Origin of the sequence: Comamonas sp. wu1-DMT, assembly GCF_040187805.1 — a bacterium.
In the GTDB taxonomy this organism is placed as follows: domain Bacteria; phylum Pseudomonadota; class Gammaproteobacteria; order Burkholderiales; family Burkholderiaceae_C; genus Comamonas; species Comamonas thiooxydans.
Map to the genome: position 1 here is coordinate 375,259 of NZ_JBANEM010000002.1, position 17,128 is coordinate 392,386.

At 65.3% G+C, this 17,128-nt stretch carries 16 protein-coding genes and 1 pseudogene; 2 read left to right on the plus strand and 15 right to left on the minus strand.

The features are described from left to right. Positions 1–139: 139 nt before the first annotated feature. The 3 genes and pseudogenes from V8Z78_RS05770 to V8Z78_RS05780 form a co-directional block, all read right to left on the minus strand. Positions 140–1,063, minus strand: a complete 924-nt coding sequence (locus V8Z78_RS05770) for an NAD(P)-dependent oxidoreductase (protein WP_046460967.1) — start codon at positions 1,061–1,063, stop codon at positions 140–142. After that, a complete protein-coding gene (locus tag V8Z78_RS05775; protein WP_349731055.1) occupies positions 1,060–1,746 on the minus strand; it encodes an RraA family protein in 687 nt (228 codons plus the stop codon). The genes V8Z78_RS05770 and V8Z78_RS05775 overlap by 4 nt, the downstream gene beginning before the upstream one ends. 180 nt (positions 1,747–1,926) lie before the next feature. Further along, positions 1,927–2,918, minus strand: a pseudogene (locus tag V8Z78_RS05780) (Bug family tripartite tricarboxylate transporter substrate binding protein). A 132-nt stretch (positions 2,919–3,050) separates the two neighbouring features. Between V8Z78_RS05780 and V8Z78_RS05785 the strand changes: the two are divergent. After that, a complete protein-coding gene (locus V8Z78_RS05785) occupies positions 3,051–3,809 on the plus strand; it encodes an IclR family transcriptional regulator (RefSeq protein ID WP_057091461.1) in 759 nt (252 codons plus the stop codon). 170 nt (positions 3,810–3,979) lie between these two features. Here the strand turns inward: V8Z78_RS05785 and V8Z78_RS05790 are convergent, their stop codons facing one another. The 12 genes from V8Z78_RS05790 to V8Z78_RS05845 all read right to left on the minus strand — a co-directional run bounded on the left by V8Z78_RS05790 (position 3,980) and on the right by V8Z78_RS05845 (position 15,258). Continuing rightward, positions 3,980–4,753: an SDR family oxidoreductase gene (locus tag V8Z78_RS05790; RefSeq protein WP_179625457.1), complete on the minus strand. Its 774-nt coding sequence runs from the start codon at positions 4,751–4,753 to the stop codon at positions 3,980–3,982. Positions 4,754–4,897: 144 nt separating this feature from the next. Next, complete coding sequence (locus V8Z78_RS05795; protein WP_349731056.1) at positions 4,898–5,533, minus strand: 2-hydroxychromene-2-carboxylate isomerase; 636 nt, start codon at positions 5,531–5,533, stop codon at positions 4,898–4,900. A gap of 22 nt (positions 5,534–5,555) precedes the next feature. Next, positions 5,556–5,846, minus strand: a complete 291-nt coding sequence (locus tag V8Z78_RS05800; protein WP_057091459.1) for a DUF1289 domain-containing protein — start codon at positions 5,844–5,846, stop codon at positions 5,556–5,558. Beyond that, the gene (locus V8Z78_RS05805) at positions 5,843–6,340 is read right to left on the minus strand and encodes a YbaK/EbsC family protein (protein ID WP_003061666.1); all 498 of its coding nucleotides are present in this window, start codon (positions 6,338–6,340) and stop codon (positions 5,843–5,845) included. The genes V8Z78_RS05800 and V8Z78_RS05805 overlap by 4 nt, the downstream gene beginning before the upstream one ends. Before the next feature lie 46 nt (positions 6,341–6,386). Beyond that, positions 6,387–6,929 (minus strand): DUF2799 domain-containing protein, encoded by a 543-nt coding sequence (locus tag V8Z78_RS05810; protein ID WP_229227965.1) that lies wholly within the window; start codon positions 6,927–6,929, stop codon positions 6,387–6,389. Positions 6,930–6,976: 47 nt separating this feature from the next. Further along, positions 6,977–7,885, minus strand: a complete 909-nt coding sequence (locus V8Z78_RS05815) for a hydroxymethylglutaryl-CoA lyase (RefSeq protein ID WP_349731057.1) — start codon at positions 7,883–7,885, stop codon at positions 6,977–6,979. 16 nt (positions 7,886–7,901) lie between these two features. Next, the gene (locus V8Z78_RS05820; protein WP_349731058.1) at positions 7,902–8,825 is read right to left on the minus strand and encodes a 2-hydroxyacid dehydrogenase; all 924 of its coding nucleotides are present in this window, start codon (positions 8,823–8,825) and stop codon (positions 7,902–7,904) included. Positions 8,826–9,003: 178 nt separating this feature from the next. Beyond that, complete coding sequence (locus tag V8Z78_RS05825) at positions 9,004–11,040, minus strand: acetyl/propionyl/methylcrotonyl-CoA carboxylase subunit alpha (RefSeq protein ID WP_349731059.1); 2,037 nt, start codon at positions 11,038–11,040, stop codon at positions 9,004–9,006. A gap of 58 nt (positions 11,041–11,098) precedes the next feature. Beyond that, on the minus strand, positions 11,099–11,851 hold the full coding sequence (locus V8Z78_RS05830; protein ID WP_057091455.1) for a DUF4126 domain-containing protein: 753 nt from the start codon (positions 11,849–11,851) through the stop codon (positions 11,099–11,101). A 61-nt stretch (positions 11,852–11,912) separates the two neighbouring features. Further along, on the minus strand, positions 11,913–12,695 hold the full coding sequence (locus V8Z78_RS05835; protein WP_003059063.1) for an enoyl-CoA hydratase/isomerase family protein: 783 nt from the start codon (positions 12,693–12,695) through the stop codon (positions 11,913–11,915). Next, a complete protein-coding gene (locus tag V8Z78_RS05840) occupies positions 12,692–13,630 on the minus strand; it encodes an alpha/beta hydrolase family protein (RefSeq protein ID WP_349731060.1) in 939 nt (312 codons plus the stop codon). The genes V8Z78_RS05835 and V8Z78_RS05840 overlap by 4 nt, the downstream gene beginning before the upstream one ends. A gap of 20 nt (positions 13,631–13,650) precedes the next feature. After that, a complete protein-coding gene (locus V8Z78_RS05845) occupies positions 13,651–15,258 on the minus strand; it encodes a carboxyl transferase domain-containing protein (RefSeq protein WP_039049467.1) in 1,608 nt (535 codons plus the stop codon). Between the two features lie 98 nt (positions 15,259–15,356). Here V8Z78_RS05845 and V8Z78_RS05850 point away from each other — a divergent pair, with 98 nt between their 5' ends. Further along, a complete protein-coding gene (locus V8Z78_RS05850) occupies positions 15,357–17,090 on the plus strand; it encodes a Na+/H+ antiporter (protein ID WP_349731061.1) in 1,734 nt (577 codons plus the stop codon). Positions 17,091–17,128 lie beyond the last annotated feature (38 nt).

Here is a 17,128-nt window from a genome sequence, read left to right on the forward strand (position 1 = left end):
CGGCCCGCCCCACGACCTGCACCGCAGAACTGGACGCCACCGCGCGCTAGGGCGGGAAAGAGCGCACCGCATCGATGCCTCACCCGCCCGCAGCAAAGCCCGCAACCAGTCTCATCGGCCTTGCAAGGCAGGCGCCGGCTCAGGAGACGCTCGCGCGCTCCAGCACCGCCAGCACGTTGCGCGCCGCTCCCACTCCCATGTTCACATAGGCATCCGAGGTCACGCCGCCGATGTGCGGACTGAGGATGAAACCCGGCTGGTGCAGGAACGGGTGGCCAGCCGCCATGGGCTCAACGGCAAAGCTGTCCAGGCCCGCGGCGCTGACCTGGCCTTGCTGCACGGCGGCCAGCAGCGCGGCCTCGTCGATGAGACCGCCGCGCGCGGTGTTGACCACAATCACGCCGCGCCTACAGCACGCCAGGGTTGTGGCGTTGAGCAGATTGCGGTTGTCGTCGGTCAGCGGGCAGTGCAGCGAGATCGCATCGCTTTCGCGCCACAGCGTATCCAGGTCCACGGCCTGCACGTAGCTGGGCAACTGGCCCGCAAAGGGATCAAAGCCGATCACGCGCATGCCCAGTGCATCGGCCATCTTCGCAAAGCGCAGGCCTATGGCGCCCAGGCCGACCAGGCCCACGGTGCGCCCGGCCAGCTCCAGGCTTTTGTGCGTGGCCTTGTCCCAATGGCCGGAGTGCATGCGCGAGTCCAGCTGCACCACCGACTTGGCGCAGGCCAGCAGCAGGGCCAGGGCCTGTTCGGCCACGGCCGCCGCGTTGGCGCCAACCGCTGCCACGACCTCGATGCCGCGCTGCGCGGCCTCGGCCTTGTCTATGGTGTCCGTGCCGCTGCCGTGCTTGGAAATCACCTTGAGCGAAGGTCCGGCGTCCATGACCGCGGCCCCCACCTTGCCGTAGCGCACGATGATGGCGACGGGATCATGCCGGCGGCACAGGGCCACCAGGTCTTGCTCGGTGGGCGTCTTGCCCGCGTAGACTATGTCGTGGCCTTGCAGCAGATCCAGGGCCTGCTGCGCCAGGTCAGCGCCCGTGACGATGATGGTGCTCACAGCGTCTCTCCTTCCTTGAGCACGCCGGCCGCGCGCAGCGCGGCGGGCAGCCACCTCGAGGCCGTGTCGCCGCGGGCGATGGCCTCGATGCGCGCGGCCTCGTCTTCCACTTTCCTGTCGGCCAGCGCCAGCATGGCGGGCGCCTTGCCACGCTCGATCACGACCACGCCGTCGGCGTCGCCCACCACCAGGTCGCCCGGGTTCACCGTCGCACCGCCGCAGGAGATGGGGTGGTTGATGCGACCGGGCACGAACTTGGTCGGACCTGCAGGATTGAAGCCGGCGCTGAACACCGGAAAGCCCAGCTCCAGCAGCTCGAGCTTGTCGCGGATCGCGCCATCCACGATCACGCCGCCAAGGCCTGTCTTCTTACAGGCGCTGAGCATCAGCGTACCCATCAGGGCCGCAGTCTGGTCTCCCTTGCCGTCGATGACCAGGATATCGCCGGGCTTGGCCAGGGCGATGGCGGCGTGGATCATCAGGTTGTCTCCGGGGCGCACCTCGACGGTGAAGGCCGGACCGGCGAGCTTCATATCCTGATGCACGGGCGCCACGCGTGCGTTCATGGTGCCGCGGCGGCCTGCCACGTCGGCCAGGATGGCGGCCTGGAAGCTCGAGGCCTTCTGGACGACCTCGGCGCTGACGCGCTCGATGTCACGGATGATTTCTGAAAATTGGCTCATGATGATTAGGTCCGCGGTTCGGTCCGGTTGCAGGGGTGAAAGTAAAGAAGGAGCAGGAGTGGCAGGGCGCACGGCGTCCTGCCCGCAAGGGCACATGCCAGACATATGCGCCAGGCATGGCGCGGCAGATGTGCTCGGTGGGTGCTTTGTCGGCGCGATGGCGCGGTGGCGTGATCGGCCTCAGTCCAGGCTGGCGCCCGAGTCCTTGACGATGCGACCCCAGCGCGGCACCTCGGTGCGCAGCAGCTGGGCAAAGGCCTGGGGCGTTCCGCCCAGCACATCGCCGCCCTCGGAGCGCAGTTTCTCGGCCACATCGGGCTGCTTCAGGGCCAGGTTGATGGCCTTGTTGAGCTGCTGCACGATGGCCTCGGGCGTGCCCGCGGGCGCCAGCACGCCTACCAGGAGCTGGCCTCGAAGTCCTTGTAGCCGAGCTCGGCCAGCGTGGGCGTATCGGGCAGCTGGCTGGAGCGCGCCAACGAGGTCACGACAATCGGCCGCAGCTTGCCGTTGCGCACCTGGCCCAGCAGCGTGGGAATGGCGGACATGTACAGGTCGATCTGTCCGCCCACCAGGTCCGTCATGGCCTGGCCTGCTCCCTTGTAGGGCACATGGCGCAGGCTCATGCCCGAAATCTTCTGGGCCTGCTCGCCCGCCAGATGGGCCACGGTGCCGTTACCCGAATAGCCCAGGGTGATGCCGTCGGGCCTGGCCTTGGCCGCCGTCACCAGCTCGGCAAAGGTCTTGTAGGGCGTGTTGGCGGGAGCGGCCATGACGATGGGCGCCGAGGACACCAGGGCCACGGGCGCCAGGCTCTTGATCGGGTCGTAGGGCAGCTTGGCGTAGAGCCAGGGGTTGATGGCGAGATTGCTGGTCTGGCCCATGACCAGGGTGTAGCCGTCGGGCGCGGCCTTGGCCGCAGCGTCCACGCCCAGGTTGCCGCCCGCGCCGGGGCGGTTGTCCACCACCACGCTCCACTTGTTCTGCTCGGCCATCTTCTGCGCCACGGTGCGCGCAATCATGTCCGTGCCGCCGCCAGGCGGGAACGGCACGATCAGGCGGATCGGCTTGGCCGGATAGGCGGGCTGCGCCAGCGCGCCGGCGAAGGGGGTGACTACGGCCACGATGCCGAGCACGGCGACATGCAAGGCGCGCGAAAGCGGGCGAAAGTTCATCTGTTGTCTCCTGTTGGTCGCTTTGAAGCGTGTTCTGATGCGTGCAGCCGGAAGCCCCGACCGCTGGAGGCGACTTTAGGCAAACGTTTCAACCCATACAATGCTGTTTCGCAGAATGAAACGCATTGCATCATGAGCAACCCAACCCAATCCGCACAGAAGTCCGGCGACGGCGTCATTGCCGTCACCCGCGCACTGCAGCTGCTAGAGGCCTTTGCGCTGGGCGAATCGCATCTTTCGCTGGCCGAACTCAGCCGGCGCTGCGGCCTGCACAAGACCACGGTGCTGCGGCTGGCGCGCACGCTGGCCCGGTCGGGCTACATGGTGCAGCGCGAGGACGGGGAATGGCGGCTGGGTCCTTCCTCGGGCTGGCTGGGCGCGCGCTACCAGGCAGGCTTCGATGTGCAGAACGTGCTGGAGCCCGCGCTGCGCGAGCTCACACAACTCAGCGGCGAGAGCGCCGCCTTCTACGTGCGCGAGGGCCATGTGCGTACCTGCCTGGTACGCGTGGAAGGGCCGCAGGCCCTGCGCCACCATGCGCGCATGGGCGAGGGGCTGCCACTGGACAAGGGCTCGCCGGGCCGCGTCATCCTCGCGTTCTCGGGCGAGCCCGGCGAAATCTACGAGCAGATCCGCAGAAAGGGCTACCACTGCTCCATCGGCGAGCGCGAGCAAGGTGTGGCGACGGTCTCGGCGCCGGTGTTCGGCATGCACTGGCGGCTCATGGGGTCGGTCTGCATCTCGGGCCCCGCATCGCGACTGCCCGAGGCCAGGCTCGAAGCCCTGGCCCGGACCGTGATCGCCGCAGCCAACAAGCTGTCCTATGCGCTGGCCGGCAACTCCGCCACACCGGCCGCCAGCCCTGTGCGCGCGACGCAGTGGCATCCCTGAGGGCAGGAAACCAGCCCCCGAAAGGATTCATTTTTGTCGGAATGAAGGTTCAAAAAACAATAGCTTTTCTCGCTTATTGAAATTGAAACTCAGATACTTTTGCATCTGAATTACTTATCCATAAAGCGGCAGAAGCTATCTTTTTATGCAATGACTGCGCTCGGGTGAGCTCAGCGCGCCCAGGCGCAACCGCCATCCACGACCAGGGTGGAGCCCACCACATAGTCGCCGGCGCGCGAGGCCAGGAAGATGGCGGCGCCAGCCATATCCTCGGGCTCGCCGATGCGGCCCAGGGGCACGCGCCCCGCGGCCTCGTCCGCATGGTCGCGCGCGTTCTTGTTCATCTCCGAGGCGAACGGGCCGGGCGCGATGGCGCTGACCACGATGCGCTCGGGCGCCAGGCGCAGAGCCATGCGCTTGGTCAGATGGATCAGGCCGGCCTTGCTGGCCGCGTAGGAGTAGGTCTCCCAGGAGTTGACCGAGATGCCGTCGATGGAGGCGATGTTGATGACCTTGGCCAGCTGCGCGCCCGCGGCCGACTTGCGCAGCATGGGCGTGAGCGCCTGGGTCAGGAAGAAGGGCGACTTCATGTTCAGGTCCACGACCTTGTCCCAGCCGCTTTCGGGAAATTCGTCATAGGGCGCGCCCCAGGCCGCGCCCGCGTTGTTGACGAGGATGCCCAGCTGGTCTTCGTGCGCCGCATAAGCATCGACCAGCGACTTCACGCCGTCCATGGTGGACACGTCGGCGGGCAGCGAAACGCAGTGGCCCAGCTCCGACAGCTCGCGCGCCGTCTGGTCGCAGGCCTCGGCCTTGCGCGCCGAGATGTACACGCGCGCGCCCTGGCGCACAAAGCCTTCGGCGATCATGCGGCCGATACCGCGCGAACCACCGGTGACAAGAGCCGTGCGGCCCTTGAGCGAAAACATCTGCAGGGTATCCATGGTGCGGTCTCCTTGATGGTCTTGAAAACCGCACCAGCTTATGCAAGGCCCGCCACGCCCGGCGTCGCCTAGGCGCCATGGCCGATGCCAGAGAGAAAGCACCGTCCTGCGTGTCGATCCCGGCTCCGGCCCGTACCTGCCGCCCTACTCCAGCCCCCAGGACACGCCAGCTGCGGCCTCCCACTGCTGCGCAAACCACTCATCGCCACGCAGATAGGCCTGCAACATGGGCAAGGCATCCAGGCCCCAGAATACATGGCCGTCCACGACCCAGGCTGGCACGCCGAACACGCCGGCCTGCTGCGCCTGCTCCGTATTGCTGCGCAGCCATTGCTTGACCTCGGCACTGTCCTCTTCCTGGCGCAGCTGCTCCTTCAGCTGCTCGCGCAACTGCTGCAGGCGCTGCGCATCATTGGCCTCCTGGCCACCCTGCCAGACATGCTGCATCACGGCCTGCGCCACAAAGCGGTTGATGCTGCCGTCACGCCCATGGGCCAGCGCCAGCCGCAGCAGCGGCAGCGGCTTGAACGGATGCCGGGCCGGCATCTGCAGAGGTATGCCCAGCGACCGGCCAAGCCATGTGACATGGCGGTAGGTCCAGGTGCGCTTTGCAGGAATACCGGCCGGTCCGGGGTTGGCATTGCCTTGCAGCAAGGCACCCAGCAGCACCGGGCGGTAATCAACGTGATAGCTGAGCCCTTGCAGCGCCTTGGGCATCTGCTCCAGCGCCAGCCATGCATAGGGCGACACAAAGTCCAGATAACAAGTGATGTGCTTCATGTCGGCTCTCCTCCAAGGGCGATCAGATCTCGGCATGGCGCGGGTCCTCGAGGCCGGCGCGCTGCAGCAGCCGACCCCAGATCTCCAGGCGCAGCTCGGCATCGCCCTTGGACCAGGCGCGAATCTCGTCAATGGTTCTGAAGCAGCCCTGGCAATGGCTGCGGTCCGCCGTCATGCGGCAGACGTTGATGCAGGGCGAAGCCACGGGCTGGTCGGCCTCGGCCCAGACCAGGGCCACTTCGGCCTTGGCGGCAAGTTGTGCCAGTTGCTGAGCCTGCTGGGCCTGCTGTTCCTGAAGAAGTTCGGTACTCATGCCTGCTCCACCACATCCGACCAGGGGGCGGCAGTAAGAGCCTGCAGCTGCGCAGGCGATGCGGGAAACACGCCGTGCGGATGGCCTGCTGCGGCCCACACCGTCTCGAAGCGCTGCAACTCGGCATCCATCAAGGTCACTACCTTGGTTGCATGGGCCACGGGGCTGACGCCGCCAATCGAGAAGCCGGTGCTGGACTTGACGAAATCCGCATCGGCGCGACCGACCTTGCCCACCAACTGCGTCACTTTCTTTTCATCGACACGCCTGTCGCCCGAGGCCACGACCAGCACGGCCGCGCCATCGCTCCTGCGCTTGAAGATGATGCTCTTGGCCACCTGCCCGACCAGAATGCTGAGCTGATCGGCTGCCTCCTGGGCGGTACGCGCCGCGCCGTCCAGCATCTGCGGCGCATGCGGATGACCGGCATCCTGCAAAAAGCGGCTGACGCGCTGCACGCCTTCCGGCAGCGCATGAAGTTCTGACCCACACATGATGTTTTCCTGAAAATCGCGCCGCCATCCGGCAGCGTCACGGCCCCTACTGTGCCAGCTTGAGCCTGAGCTGCACCAGCTCCAGTTGCAAATCACGCAGGTCTTTCTGGACATAGGCGATATGTCCGGCACTGTTCTTGGCGTCACGCGCCTCGCGCAGCTCTTTTTTCTTGGCCTCGATGCGGCGCTCCAGCTCAAGCACCGACTGCCTGTCCTGATAGCGCTCGCGCGCCGGCGCATAGCCTTGCAAAAACGCGGCCTCCAGCGGCGCCGGGCAATAGCCCGGCTGGAACTTGCGGCCGGCTTCCGCATAAGCCTTGCCGCTGTCGGGAGTGCAGAAATCCTGCAGGCCGCGCAGCCAGCCCTGCTGATAGGCCCGCGCATCCATCTGTACGCCCTGGTCCTTGCAGGCCTTGAAGTGGCGTCTGGCGCGGGTGGACAGGTCCAGCCTGCCGTCCATGGCATCGAGCTGGCCCAGATAGGCCCAGTCCGTGTCCCTGCACTCCTGGGCATCCATGCCGGCGCAGCCGCCCAGCAGGGCAGCTGCCGCCAGACAAAGGGCCAGTGAAAAACGTGATCTTGCTTGCATGGCGGCGATGGTAACAACGCCCATGCCTGCCCGGGCCGAGTCGAGATTCAGCCCGCGCGCTTGGTCAGCAAGGCCTTGGCCACGCGCGACTGCGTGGGGCGACCCAGGTGCTCGCTGATGAACTGGCCCGCATCGATCAGCTTGTCGAGGTCGATGCCGGTCTCTATGCCCATGCCCTGCAGCAGATAGACCACGTCTTCGGTGGCCACATTGCCCGTCGCGCCCTTGGCATAGGGACAGCCGCCAAGGCCTGCGACCGAGGACTGGAAGTTCCAGACCCCCAGATCCAGCGCCGCCAGCGTGTTGCTCAGGGCCTGGCCATAGGTATCGTGGAAATGGCCGGACACCTGGTCGATATCGAAGTGCGCCAGCGTGGCCTCCAGCGCCTTCTGCACCTTGACGGGCGTGCCCACGCCAATGGTGTCGGCCACGTCCACACGCTGCACGCCGATATTCTTCATGAGCCCGGCCAGATAGCCCACCTTCTCGGGCGCGATCTCGCCTTCATAAGGGCAGCCCACGGTACAGCTCATGGCGCCGCGCACGGCAATGCCGGCCTCCAGGGCCGCCTGCACCACAGGCGCAAAGCGCTCTATGCTCTCGGCAATCGAGCAGTTGATGTTGCGCTGGCTGAAAGCCTCGCTGGCCGCACCGAACACCACGATCTCGTCGGGCTTGCCGGCCAGCGCGGCCTCGAAGCCCTTGAGATTCGGCGTGAGCACCGAATACAGCACCCCGCCTCGGCGCGCTATTCCAGCCATGACTTCGGCGTTGTCCGCCATCTGCGGCACCCATTTGGGCGACACATAGCTGGTGACCTCGATCTCCTTGAGGCCGGCGTCCTGCAGGCGCTGCACCAGCTCGATCTTGACCGCAGCAGGCACAGGCTGCTTTTCGTTTTGCAGGCCGTCGCGCGGGCCCACATCGATGATCTTGACGCGTGCGGGGTACTTCATTCTTGTCTCCTTGGTATCAATAGCCCTTGCCAAGGTCGACGCGACCTGTGACGGGCTCGCCCCGGCTCATGGCGGCGACCTTGCCCACGATCTGAGCAATGCTGTCCGCCGCCAGCGTGCGGGCCGAGGTATGGGGGGTGAGGATGATTCTGGACTGCTTCCAGAACGGGTGATTCTCGGGCAGCGGCTCCTCTCGGAACACATCCAGCATGGCGCCGATGACATGGCCGGACTCGATCTGCGCAATCAGGTCGGCATCGACCACATGGCCGCCGCGCCCCACATTGATCACATAGGCCCCGGGCTGCAGCAGCGCCAGCGTGCGGGCATTGATGATGTCGCGGGTCTCGTCGTGCAGGGGCAGCAGATTGACCAGAATGCGCGTCTCGGACAGAAAGCGGTCCAGGCTGTCCATGCCGCTGAAGCATTCGACGCCCTGCAGCTCGCGCGGCGAGCGGCTCCAGCCATTGACCTTGAAATCGAACACCGTCAGCGCCCTGGCCACGCGCTCGCCCATCTTGCCCAGGCCCATCACGCCCACGGGATAGTCCACACGCCTGGGGTTGCGCTGATGCTGCCACAGGCCTTGCGCCATATCGGCCTCATACTGATCGAGGCCACGGAAGAAGCGGATCACGGCCTGGGCCACATACTCGGCCATCTGCACGGCCATGCCCGCATCTTCGAGGCGGTAGACGGGCAGCTCGGCGGGAATGCGCAGCGGCAGCAGCGCATCCACGCCCGCGCCGATGTTGAACATGGCCTTCAGGCCGGCCGCCTGCTCGTCAAGAAACTGCTGGGGCGGCGCCCAGACCAGTGCATAGTCGGCCTGGGGCGCGCCCGGCTCCCAGATGGCAATCTCCGCGCCCGGCAGCGCGTCATGCAAACCTTTGAGCCAGGGTTCCGGCCGCGTATCGTCACAGCAAAATAAGACTTTCATAGATGCGAAGCCTAACGCTTTGGCATTCCTGCTGCAGACGCAGATGGCCAATGGACCGCCATCAAAAAAGAAGCTTCCTGCGCTTTACCTGTCTTGATTTCATCATTGAAAGTGACTGACTTCATGGATAGTCCAGCGCAAGCTGCTCTTTTTGTTAAACAGTTCAACCCTGGCCGGATCAGGCGGCCACCTCGATGCGCAGCAGCTCGGCGCCTTCGCTGACCTGGTCGCCAGGCACATACAGCAGCTCCAGCACCACGCCATCGCCGGGGGCGGCAATCGTGTGCTCCATCTTCATGGCCTCCATCACGGCAAGCGGCTGGCCCTTGCTGACCTTGTCGCCGGCCTTGACGGTGAAGGACACCACCTTGCCGGGCATGGGTGCCGTCAGGCGGCCGCCTTCATGGCCGGTGTCGCCCGCATGGGCCAGTTGGTCGACCACGGTGATCTGGGTGCTGCCCGCTTCGGTGAAGATGGACAGCTGATCGCCCTGGGCATGGACCACGACCACCGTGCGCTTGCCGTCCAGGCCCAGCTCCAGCCGCCCGTCGGCCAGTGCGCGCCACTGCAGCGTGCCATCGCTGCGGCTCTCGCCCTCGCCAATGCCGAGCTGATAGGTCTGCGCCGCCTGCGTGCCGCGGCCGTAGGCCAGGCCGGCCGTGAAGTCCTCGCCGCGGTAGGCAAAGCCGAAGGAGCGCACATAGCGGCCCGACATGCGCCAGCCGTCGCGGCGGCTGAAGGGGTCTGCGCCTTGCGCGGCCTGCTCGCCCTGCAGCTGCCAGGCCATGGCGGCGGCGACGGCCAGGTCGCGGCCCACGAAATCCTTGCCGAACAAGGCCTCGCGCTCGCGCTCGATCAGCGCGGTATCGAGCAAGGCATTGGAGAAAGCCTGGCTCTTCACCACCTGGCGCAGAAACTGCACATTGGTCGTCAGGCCCACGATGTGGGTCTGGGCCAGTGCCGCGTCCAGACGCGCCAGCGCCTGGGCACGGTCCTCGCCATGGACGATGAGCTTGGCGATCATGGAGTCGTAGAAGGGGCTGATCGCGTCGCCCTCGCGCACGCCGTCGTCCACGCGCACATCGCTGATCTCGAAGCTGCTGCATTCTGGCTTGCGATAGACGGCCAGATGACCGGTGGCGGGCAGGAAGTTGTTCTCGGGGTTCTCGGCGCAGATGCGTGCCTCGATGGCATGCCCCAGGATACGAAGCTCCGACTGTGCCTTGGGCAAAGGCTGTCCCGAAGCCACCAGCAGCTGCCACCGCACCAGGTCCTCGCCCGTGATGGCTTCGGTCACGGGGTGCTCCACCTGCAGCCGAGTGTTCATTTCCATGAAGTAGAACTTCATGGCTTCGGGCTGGTCGTAGCCGCCGGGCTGCTCGACGATGAACTCCACCGTGCCCGCGCCTACATAGTTCACGGCCTTGGCGGCGGCCACGGCGGCCTCGCCCATCTTCTGGCGCAGCGCGGCAGTCATGCCGGGCGCCGGCGCTTCCTCAAGCACCTTCTGGTGGCGGCGCTGCACCGAGCAGTCGCGCTCGAACAGATAGACGCAGTTGCCTTGTGTATCGCCAAACACCTGTATCTCGATATGGCGCGGACGCAGCACGTATTTCTCGATCAGCACGGCATCGTTGCCGAAGCTGTTGATGGCCTCGCGCTTGCAGGACTCCAGCGAAGCCGCGAAGTCCTCGCTCTTTTCCACCAGACGCATGCCCTTGCCGCCGCCACCCGCGCTGGCCTTGATGAGCACGGGATAGCCGATGCGGTCGGCCTCGCGTTGCAGCAGCTCGGGGTTCTGGTCGTGACCGTGATAGCCGGGCACCAGCGGCACGCCGGCCTTTTCCATCAGCTGCTTGGACTCGGCCTTGAGACCCATGGCGCGAATCGCGCTGGCGGGCGGGCCGATGAAGACCAGACCAGCCGCCGCGCAGGCATTGGCAAAGTCTTCGTTCTCGGAGAGAAAGCCATAGCCGGGGTGAATGGCTTCGGCACCCGTGGCCTGGGCGGCCTCCAGAATGCGCTCCCAGCTCAGATAGCTGTCCTTGGGCGCACTGCCGCCGATGTGCACGGCCTCGTCGCAGGCCGCGACATGCTTGGCCCTGGCATCGGCATCCGAATACACGGCCACGGTCTTCACACCCATGCGACGGGCGGTGGCGGCTACGCGGCAGGCGATTTCACCTCTATTCGCAATCAGAATTTTCTTGAACATATCGTCTCCGGTTATCGGTCAAATCACCACTCAGCGCATATCCATCAAACGCAAGCAGCTATGTTTTTTGCAATGGTTCCTGCGCATCGCCAGTGCCGCGCAGGCGTCGAAAAATCGCCTTGAGAAAGCGCCAAAGCGCCCAGATCACCAGCCACATCGCAATCACCACGACCAGCAGCACGGCGGCAAACACCAGCGGATTGGTCAGCGCCAGCCAGATGGCGCCCAGCGACACCGTGTCTTCAGCCAGACTGGCTCCCAGGTTGGAGAACGGTTCGGGCGAGGTGTTGATGAGGGCACGCGTGGTGGTCTTGGCGGCCTGGCTGGTCGCGGCCAGCGCTCCGCCCATCAAGGCGGCAGCCATGGCCATGGTGGTGCTGTCGGCAGCAAAGACCGAGGCCGCCAGCGCCGCCCCGGCGGGAATGCGCAGCACGCTCTGGAACAGGTCCCAGACCGAATCGACCACGGGAATCTTGTCGGCAAAGAACTCCACGAACAGCAGACCGCCGCTGATGACCAGCACCATGGGATGCTGCAGCACATGCAGACCGCCGGGCAGCGGCATCAAACCACTTGCACCCAACAGGCCCACGACAAACACCACGGCATAGAGGCGAAAGCCGCTGGCCCAGCCCAGAGCCGCGGCCAGCGCAAGCATCGAGGCCATGTCCATCTGCCCCACGGCTTGCCCGGCCCTGGCAGCCACATCTCCGACCTGACCAGCAGCATCGCCCACGGCCCTGGCCGTTTCGGGGTCGATATGCAGGCCGATGCGGTGCAGCCAGTCGATGATGGTTTGCCAGATATCCATGGTGTTCATTCCTTATGTCTCGCCCGGACTCTAAAGCGCCCCGGACACAAGGTTTGTCATCTCATCCGGGCAGCCAGTTGGGTTTGCGCTTGTTGAGAAAGGCCTGCACGCCTTCCTTGCCTTCGCTACTGGCGCGGATGGTGGCAATCGACTCCACAGTCGCCGCAATCAGCTGCTCGCTGATCTCGCGCTCGGCCATGTCCAGCACCAGGCGCTTGCAGGCCCGCACCGCTGCGGGGCCGGCGCTCAGCAAATGCTTGAGCCAGCCGTCGACCACGGCGTCCAGCCCGTCGGCATCGACCACCTCATGTACATAGCCGATGCGATGTGCCTCCTGCGCCGAAAAGCGCTCGCCCGTGAGAAAGTAGCGGTGCGCAGCCCTGGCACCCATGGCGCGGATCACATAGGGGCTGATGGTGGCGGGAATCAGACCGATCTTGACCTCGCTGAGACAAAAGCCCGCCGTATCGGCCGCCACTGCCATATCGCAGCAGGCCACCAGGCCCATGCCCCCCGCATAGACATCGCCCTGCACACGCGCAATCGTGGGTTTGGGGCATTCGTAGATGACGCGCAGCATCTCGGCCAGCAGACCCGCATCAACGCGGTTTTCGTCGCGCGAGTAATCGGCCATACGGCGCATCCAGTTCAGGTCCGCGCCCGCGCAGAATGCGGGTCCTTCGGCGGCCAGCACCACGGCGCGCACATCGGCACGCTCGCCGACCTGAAGGAAGGCGGCGGTGATCTCGGCAATCGCCGCATCGCTGAAGGCGTTGCGAATGGCGGGCTGAGCCAGCGTGACGCGGGCGATGCCGCCATCCACGGTCAAAGTCAAAGCAGTCATGGCTTGTCTCCCAGTGAGTTAGGGCGTTGCAGTTGCGCAGCCGCCGTACCCGGCAGCTGCTGCATCAGGAATTCACGGACCTGCGGCAACCATTGCCCGATATTGGCTGCACGGTCAAAGAACTGGTGTCCCTCAGCGCCGCTGGATGGAGCAAACACCAGTTTCAGGTTCTGGCCTGCGGCCAGATAGCTTTCAGCCATCTTGCGCACCAGCGGCGGGCGAAAGTAGCTATCGTTTTCGGCATAAATCCACAGCTGGGGCACACGGCTGGTGGCGGCAAAGCCGGCCACGGTCTTGAGCAGTTGCGCCTCGCCGCAAACCGCGGCTTTCTCACGCATCTGCGGCTGCGAACCGCGGCCGCCGGCAAAGTTGACGACGCCGCGCAAGCCCACGGGCTGCTGCGCCGCCAGCGCCAGCGACGCAAAGCCGCCGGCAGACTTGCCCAGCAGCAGCACATGCGAGCCATCGACATAAGGCAGCTTTTGCCCGTAAGTCATGATGGCCGCCACATCGCGCGCGGCCTCCTGGGCCGCATGGGCGTAGTCGGGGTCATCGCAGCTGCCGTAGCGGTCGGCCAGAGGACCGTCCGATGCGCCATAGCCGCGGCGCAAGCCCGTCACCACCACATAGCCCAGCTCGGCCAGAGCGCGCGCCTGCGGGCCGTAGCGATCGCGCATGGTTTCGCGCGCCTCTTTGCCGCTGGGTGTGCCATGGTTGAGCACGATCAATCCCCAAGGACCCTGCCCATGAGGACGATAGACATGGCCTGTCAACTCGGCGCTGTGCGCAGGCGAATCGCCGCTCGCTGGCACCCAGACCGGAATGCGCGCGTCCATGCGCTGCACCGCTGGCTCGGCGGCGCCAACCATGGGCATGGCCAGCGCTGCCGACAGCAGGACTGGCGGCAAGCAGGTGAGGAAATGGCGACGCGACATGATTGGCAGCCTCTAGCCGCTTACATGCGGAATACGCCGAAGCGCGTGTCCTCAATCGGCGCATTGCGCGCGGCAGCCAGGCCCAGCGCCAGCACGCGGCGCGTGTCGGCGGGATCGATCACGCCGTCGTCCCAGAGACGAGCCGTGGCGTAATAGGGATGGCCCTGGTCTTCATACTGCTGGCGAATGGGCGCCTTGAAGCGCTCCTCTTCTTCGGCACTCCAGCTGCCGCCCTTGGCTTCGATGCCGTCGCGCTTGACGGTGGCGAGCACGCTGGCCGCCTGCTCGCCGCCCATGACGCTGATGCGCGCGTTGGGCCACATCCAGAGAAAACGGGGCGAATAGGCGCGGCCGCACATGCCGTAATTGCCCGCGCCAAAGCTGCCGCCGATGATGATGGTGAACTTGGGCACCGCAGCCGTGGCCACGGCCGTGACCAGCTTGGCGCCATGACGGGCAATGCCTTCGTTTTCGTATTTACGGCCGACCATAAAGCCCGTGATGTTCTGCAGGAACACCAGTGGCACCTTGCGCTGGCAGCACAGCTCGATGAAGTGTGCCCCCTTGACGGCCGACTCGGAAAACAGAATGCCGTTGTTGGCGATGATGCCGACCTGCATGCCCTCGATGCGCGCAAAGCCGCAGACCAGGGTGTTGCCGAAGCGGGCCTTGAACTCGTCGAACTGGCTGCCGTCCACGATACGGGCGATGATCTCGCGCACATCGAAGGGCTTGCGCGTATCGACGGGAATCACGCCATACAGCTCTTCGCTCTCGAACAGCGGCGCCGCAGGCGCATGGTCGGTCTGCGACTGGGGCTTGTCCTTGTTCAGGTTTGCCACTGCCTGGCGTGCCAGCGCCAGTGCATGCAGATCGTTCTCGGCCAGATGGTCGGCCACGCCCGACAGGCGCGTGTGCACATCGCCGCCGCCCAGGTCCTCGGCACTGACCACCTCGCCGGTGGCGGCCTTGACCAGAGGAGGGCCGCCCAGAAAGATGGTGCCCTGGTTCTTGACGATGATGGACTCGTCACTCATGGCCGGCACATAGGCGCCGCCTGCCGTGCACGAACCCATGACCACGGCGATCTGGGCGATGCCCTGAGCGCTCATATTGGCCTGGTTGTAGAAGATGCGGCCGAAGTGCTCGCGGTCGGGGAAAACCTCATCCTGATTGGGCAGATTGGCACCGCCCGAATCGACCAGATAGATGCAGGGCAGACGGTTCTGCGCGGCCACTTCCTGCGCGCGCAGATGCTTTTTCACCGTCATCGGGTAGTAGGTTCCGCCCTTCACGGTGGCGTCGTTGCAGACGATCATGCAGTCCACGCCGCTGACGCGACCCACGCCGACAATCACGCCGGCGCCCGGCGCATCGTTGTTATACATATTGAGCGCGGCCAACGGCGACAGCTCCAGAAATGGCGTGCCGGGGTCCAGCAGCCGCTGCACGCGCTCGCGCGGCAACAGCTTGCCGCGCGCCACATGCTTGGCGCGCGCGGCTTCATTGCCGCCCAGCGCGTTCTGATCGCAGCGTGCATGCAGCTCATTAACCAGCGCCTGCATGGCAGCGGCGTTGGCCAGGAAATCTGCCGAACGCGGATTCAGTTGTGTGCCCAGAATGCTCATCGCTTGCCTCTTGTCTTGATTACTTTGCCCGATACGGGAACTTGGTTTTTTTTCTTGCTCAGACACAGCGCTGCCACTGCAGTTGAAGAAAATGCCTTATGCACGCTGTTGAAACTGTTCTGCTTGTCTTGCTGCTGGGAGCGCTGACAGGCATTGTGGCCCGCTATATCCGGGCCATCCCCCTGCCTCTGATTCAAATCGCACTGGGTGCGCTGATTGCCTGGCCGCAAGCCGGCCTGCACATCGCGTTCGACCCCGAGCTGTTCCTGCTGCTCTTCATTCCGCCGCTGCTGTTCGCCGACGGCTGGCGCATCCCCAAGCGTGAATTCTTCGCACTGGCCAAACCCATTTTGCTGCTGGCCCTGGGCCTGGTTCTGTTCACCGTGCTGGGCCTGGGCTATCTCATCCACTGGATGATTCCCGAGATTCCGCTGACCGTGGCCTTTGCCCTGGCCGCCGTGATCTCGCCCACCGATGCCGTGGCCGTTTCGGCCATCACGCGCAATCTGGGCATGCCCGAGAAGACCATGCATGTGCTGGAGGGCGAGTCGCTGCTCAATGACGCATCGGGCCTTGTGGCGCTGAAGTTTGCGATTGCAGCCACGCTGACCGGCATGTTCTCCTGGGGCGAAGTCGCCAAGGAATTCACCTGGATGGCCGTCGGCGGCCTGGTTGTGGGTACGCTGATAGGCTGGGGTTTCAGCCATGCGCGCGGCACCATCACGCGCCGCCTGGGCGATGTCGCAGCCACGCAGATGGTGCTGCTGCTGGTGCTGCTGCCTTTTGCCGCCTATATCGTGGGTGAGAAGATCGGTGTCTCCGGCATTCTGGCTGCCGTGGCCGCAGGCATCGCCACCAATTTCGCCGACCTGGAGCGCAGCAGCTATATCAGCGAACGCCTGCAGACCGAAGGCACCTGGAGCATGGTGGAGGCCGCCTTCAACGGCGCCATCTTCCTGCTGCTGGGCCTGCAGCTGCCCTCCATCATCGGCGTGCCGCTGCATCAGGCCGGCCATGACTGGTGGATTCTGGTCGGCTATGTGGCCGCGATTTCGTTTGCGCTGCTGCTGATGCGCTGGATCTGGCTGGTGCTGGGTGTGCATGGCTCGCTGCTGCGCGCCCACCGGCAGGGCAAGATGTCCGAGCGTCCCTCGCCACTGCTGAATCTGGCCACCACGCTGGCCGGCATTCGCGGTGCGGTCACGCTGGCCGGCGCGCTGTCCGTGCCCATGCTGCTGAACAATGGCCAGCCCTTCCCGGGTCGCGACATGCTGGTCTTTCTCGCCACCGGCACGATTTTGTTCACGCTGGTGATCGGCGCCGTGGGCCTTCCCATCGTGCTGCGCCATCTGCCCCCGCACGAAGAGTCGCCCACCGTGCGTGAGGAGCGCCTGGCCCGCGAACAGGCCTGCATGGCGGCCATGGCCAAGCTCACGCTGAGCGAGGAGGAAGTGCTGCGCCGCGACCCCGAATGGGTGGCGATGCGCCAGGAGGTCAACGGCCACCTGACCCAGGAATACCGCAACCGCATCCAGTTGCTGGACGACGGCAGCGGCGCCGCGCAAAGCATAGAACTGCTGCGCGAAGCGCCCGAAGTCGTGCGCCAGCGCAAGCTGCGCTATGTGATGGAGATCGAAACCCGCATCGAGTGCATTCATGCCGAGCGGGACTTTTACTACGCCGAAAGACAGGCCCACCGCATCAACGACGAATCGCTGCGCAGTCTGGTCAGCGAGCTGGACATGCAGGAAATCGCCATGCGCAAGCGCCTCGCTGTCGCACGCCGCGCCGCCGGCCTTCCCAAGAGCGAAACCAGCGCCCACCAGCACTGAACATGCCTCTTCCCAAGCCCCGCAGATGCGGGGCTTTT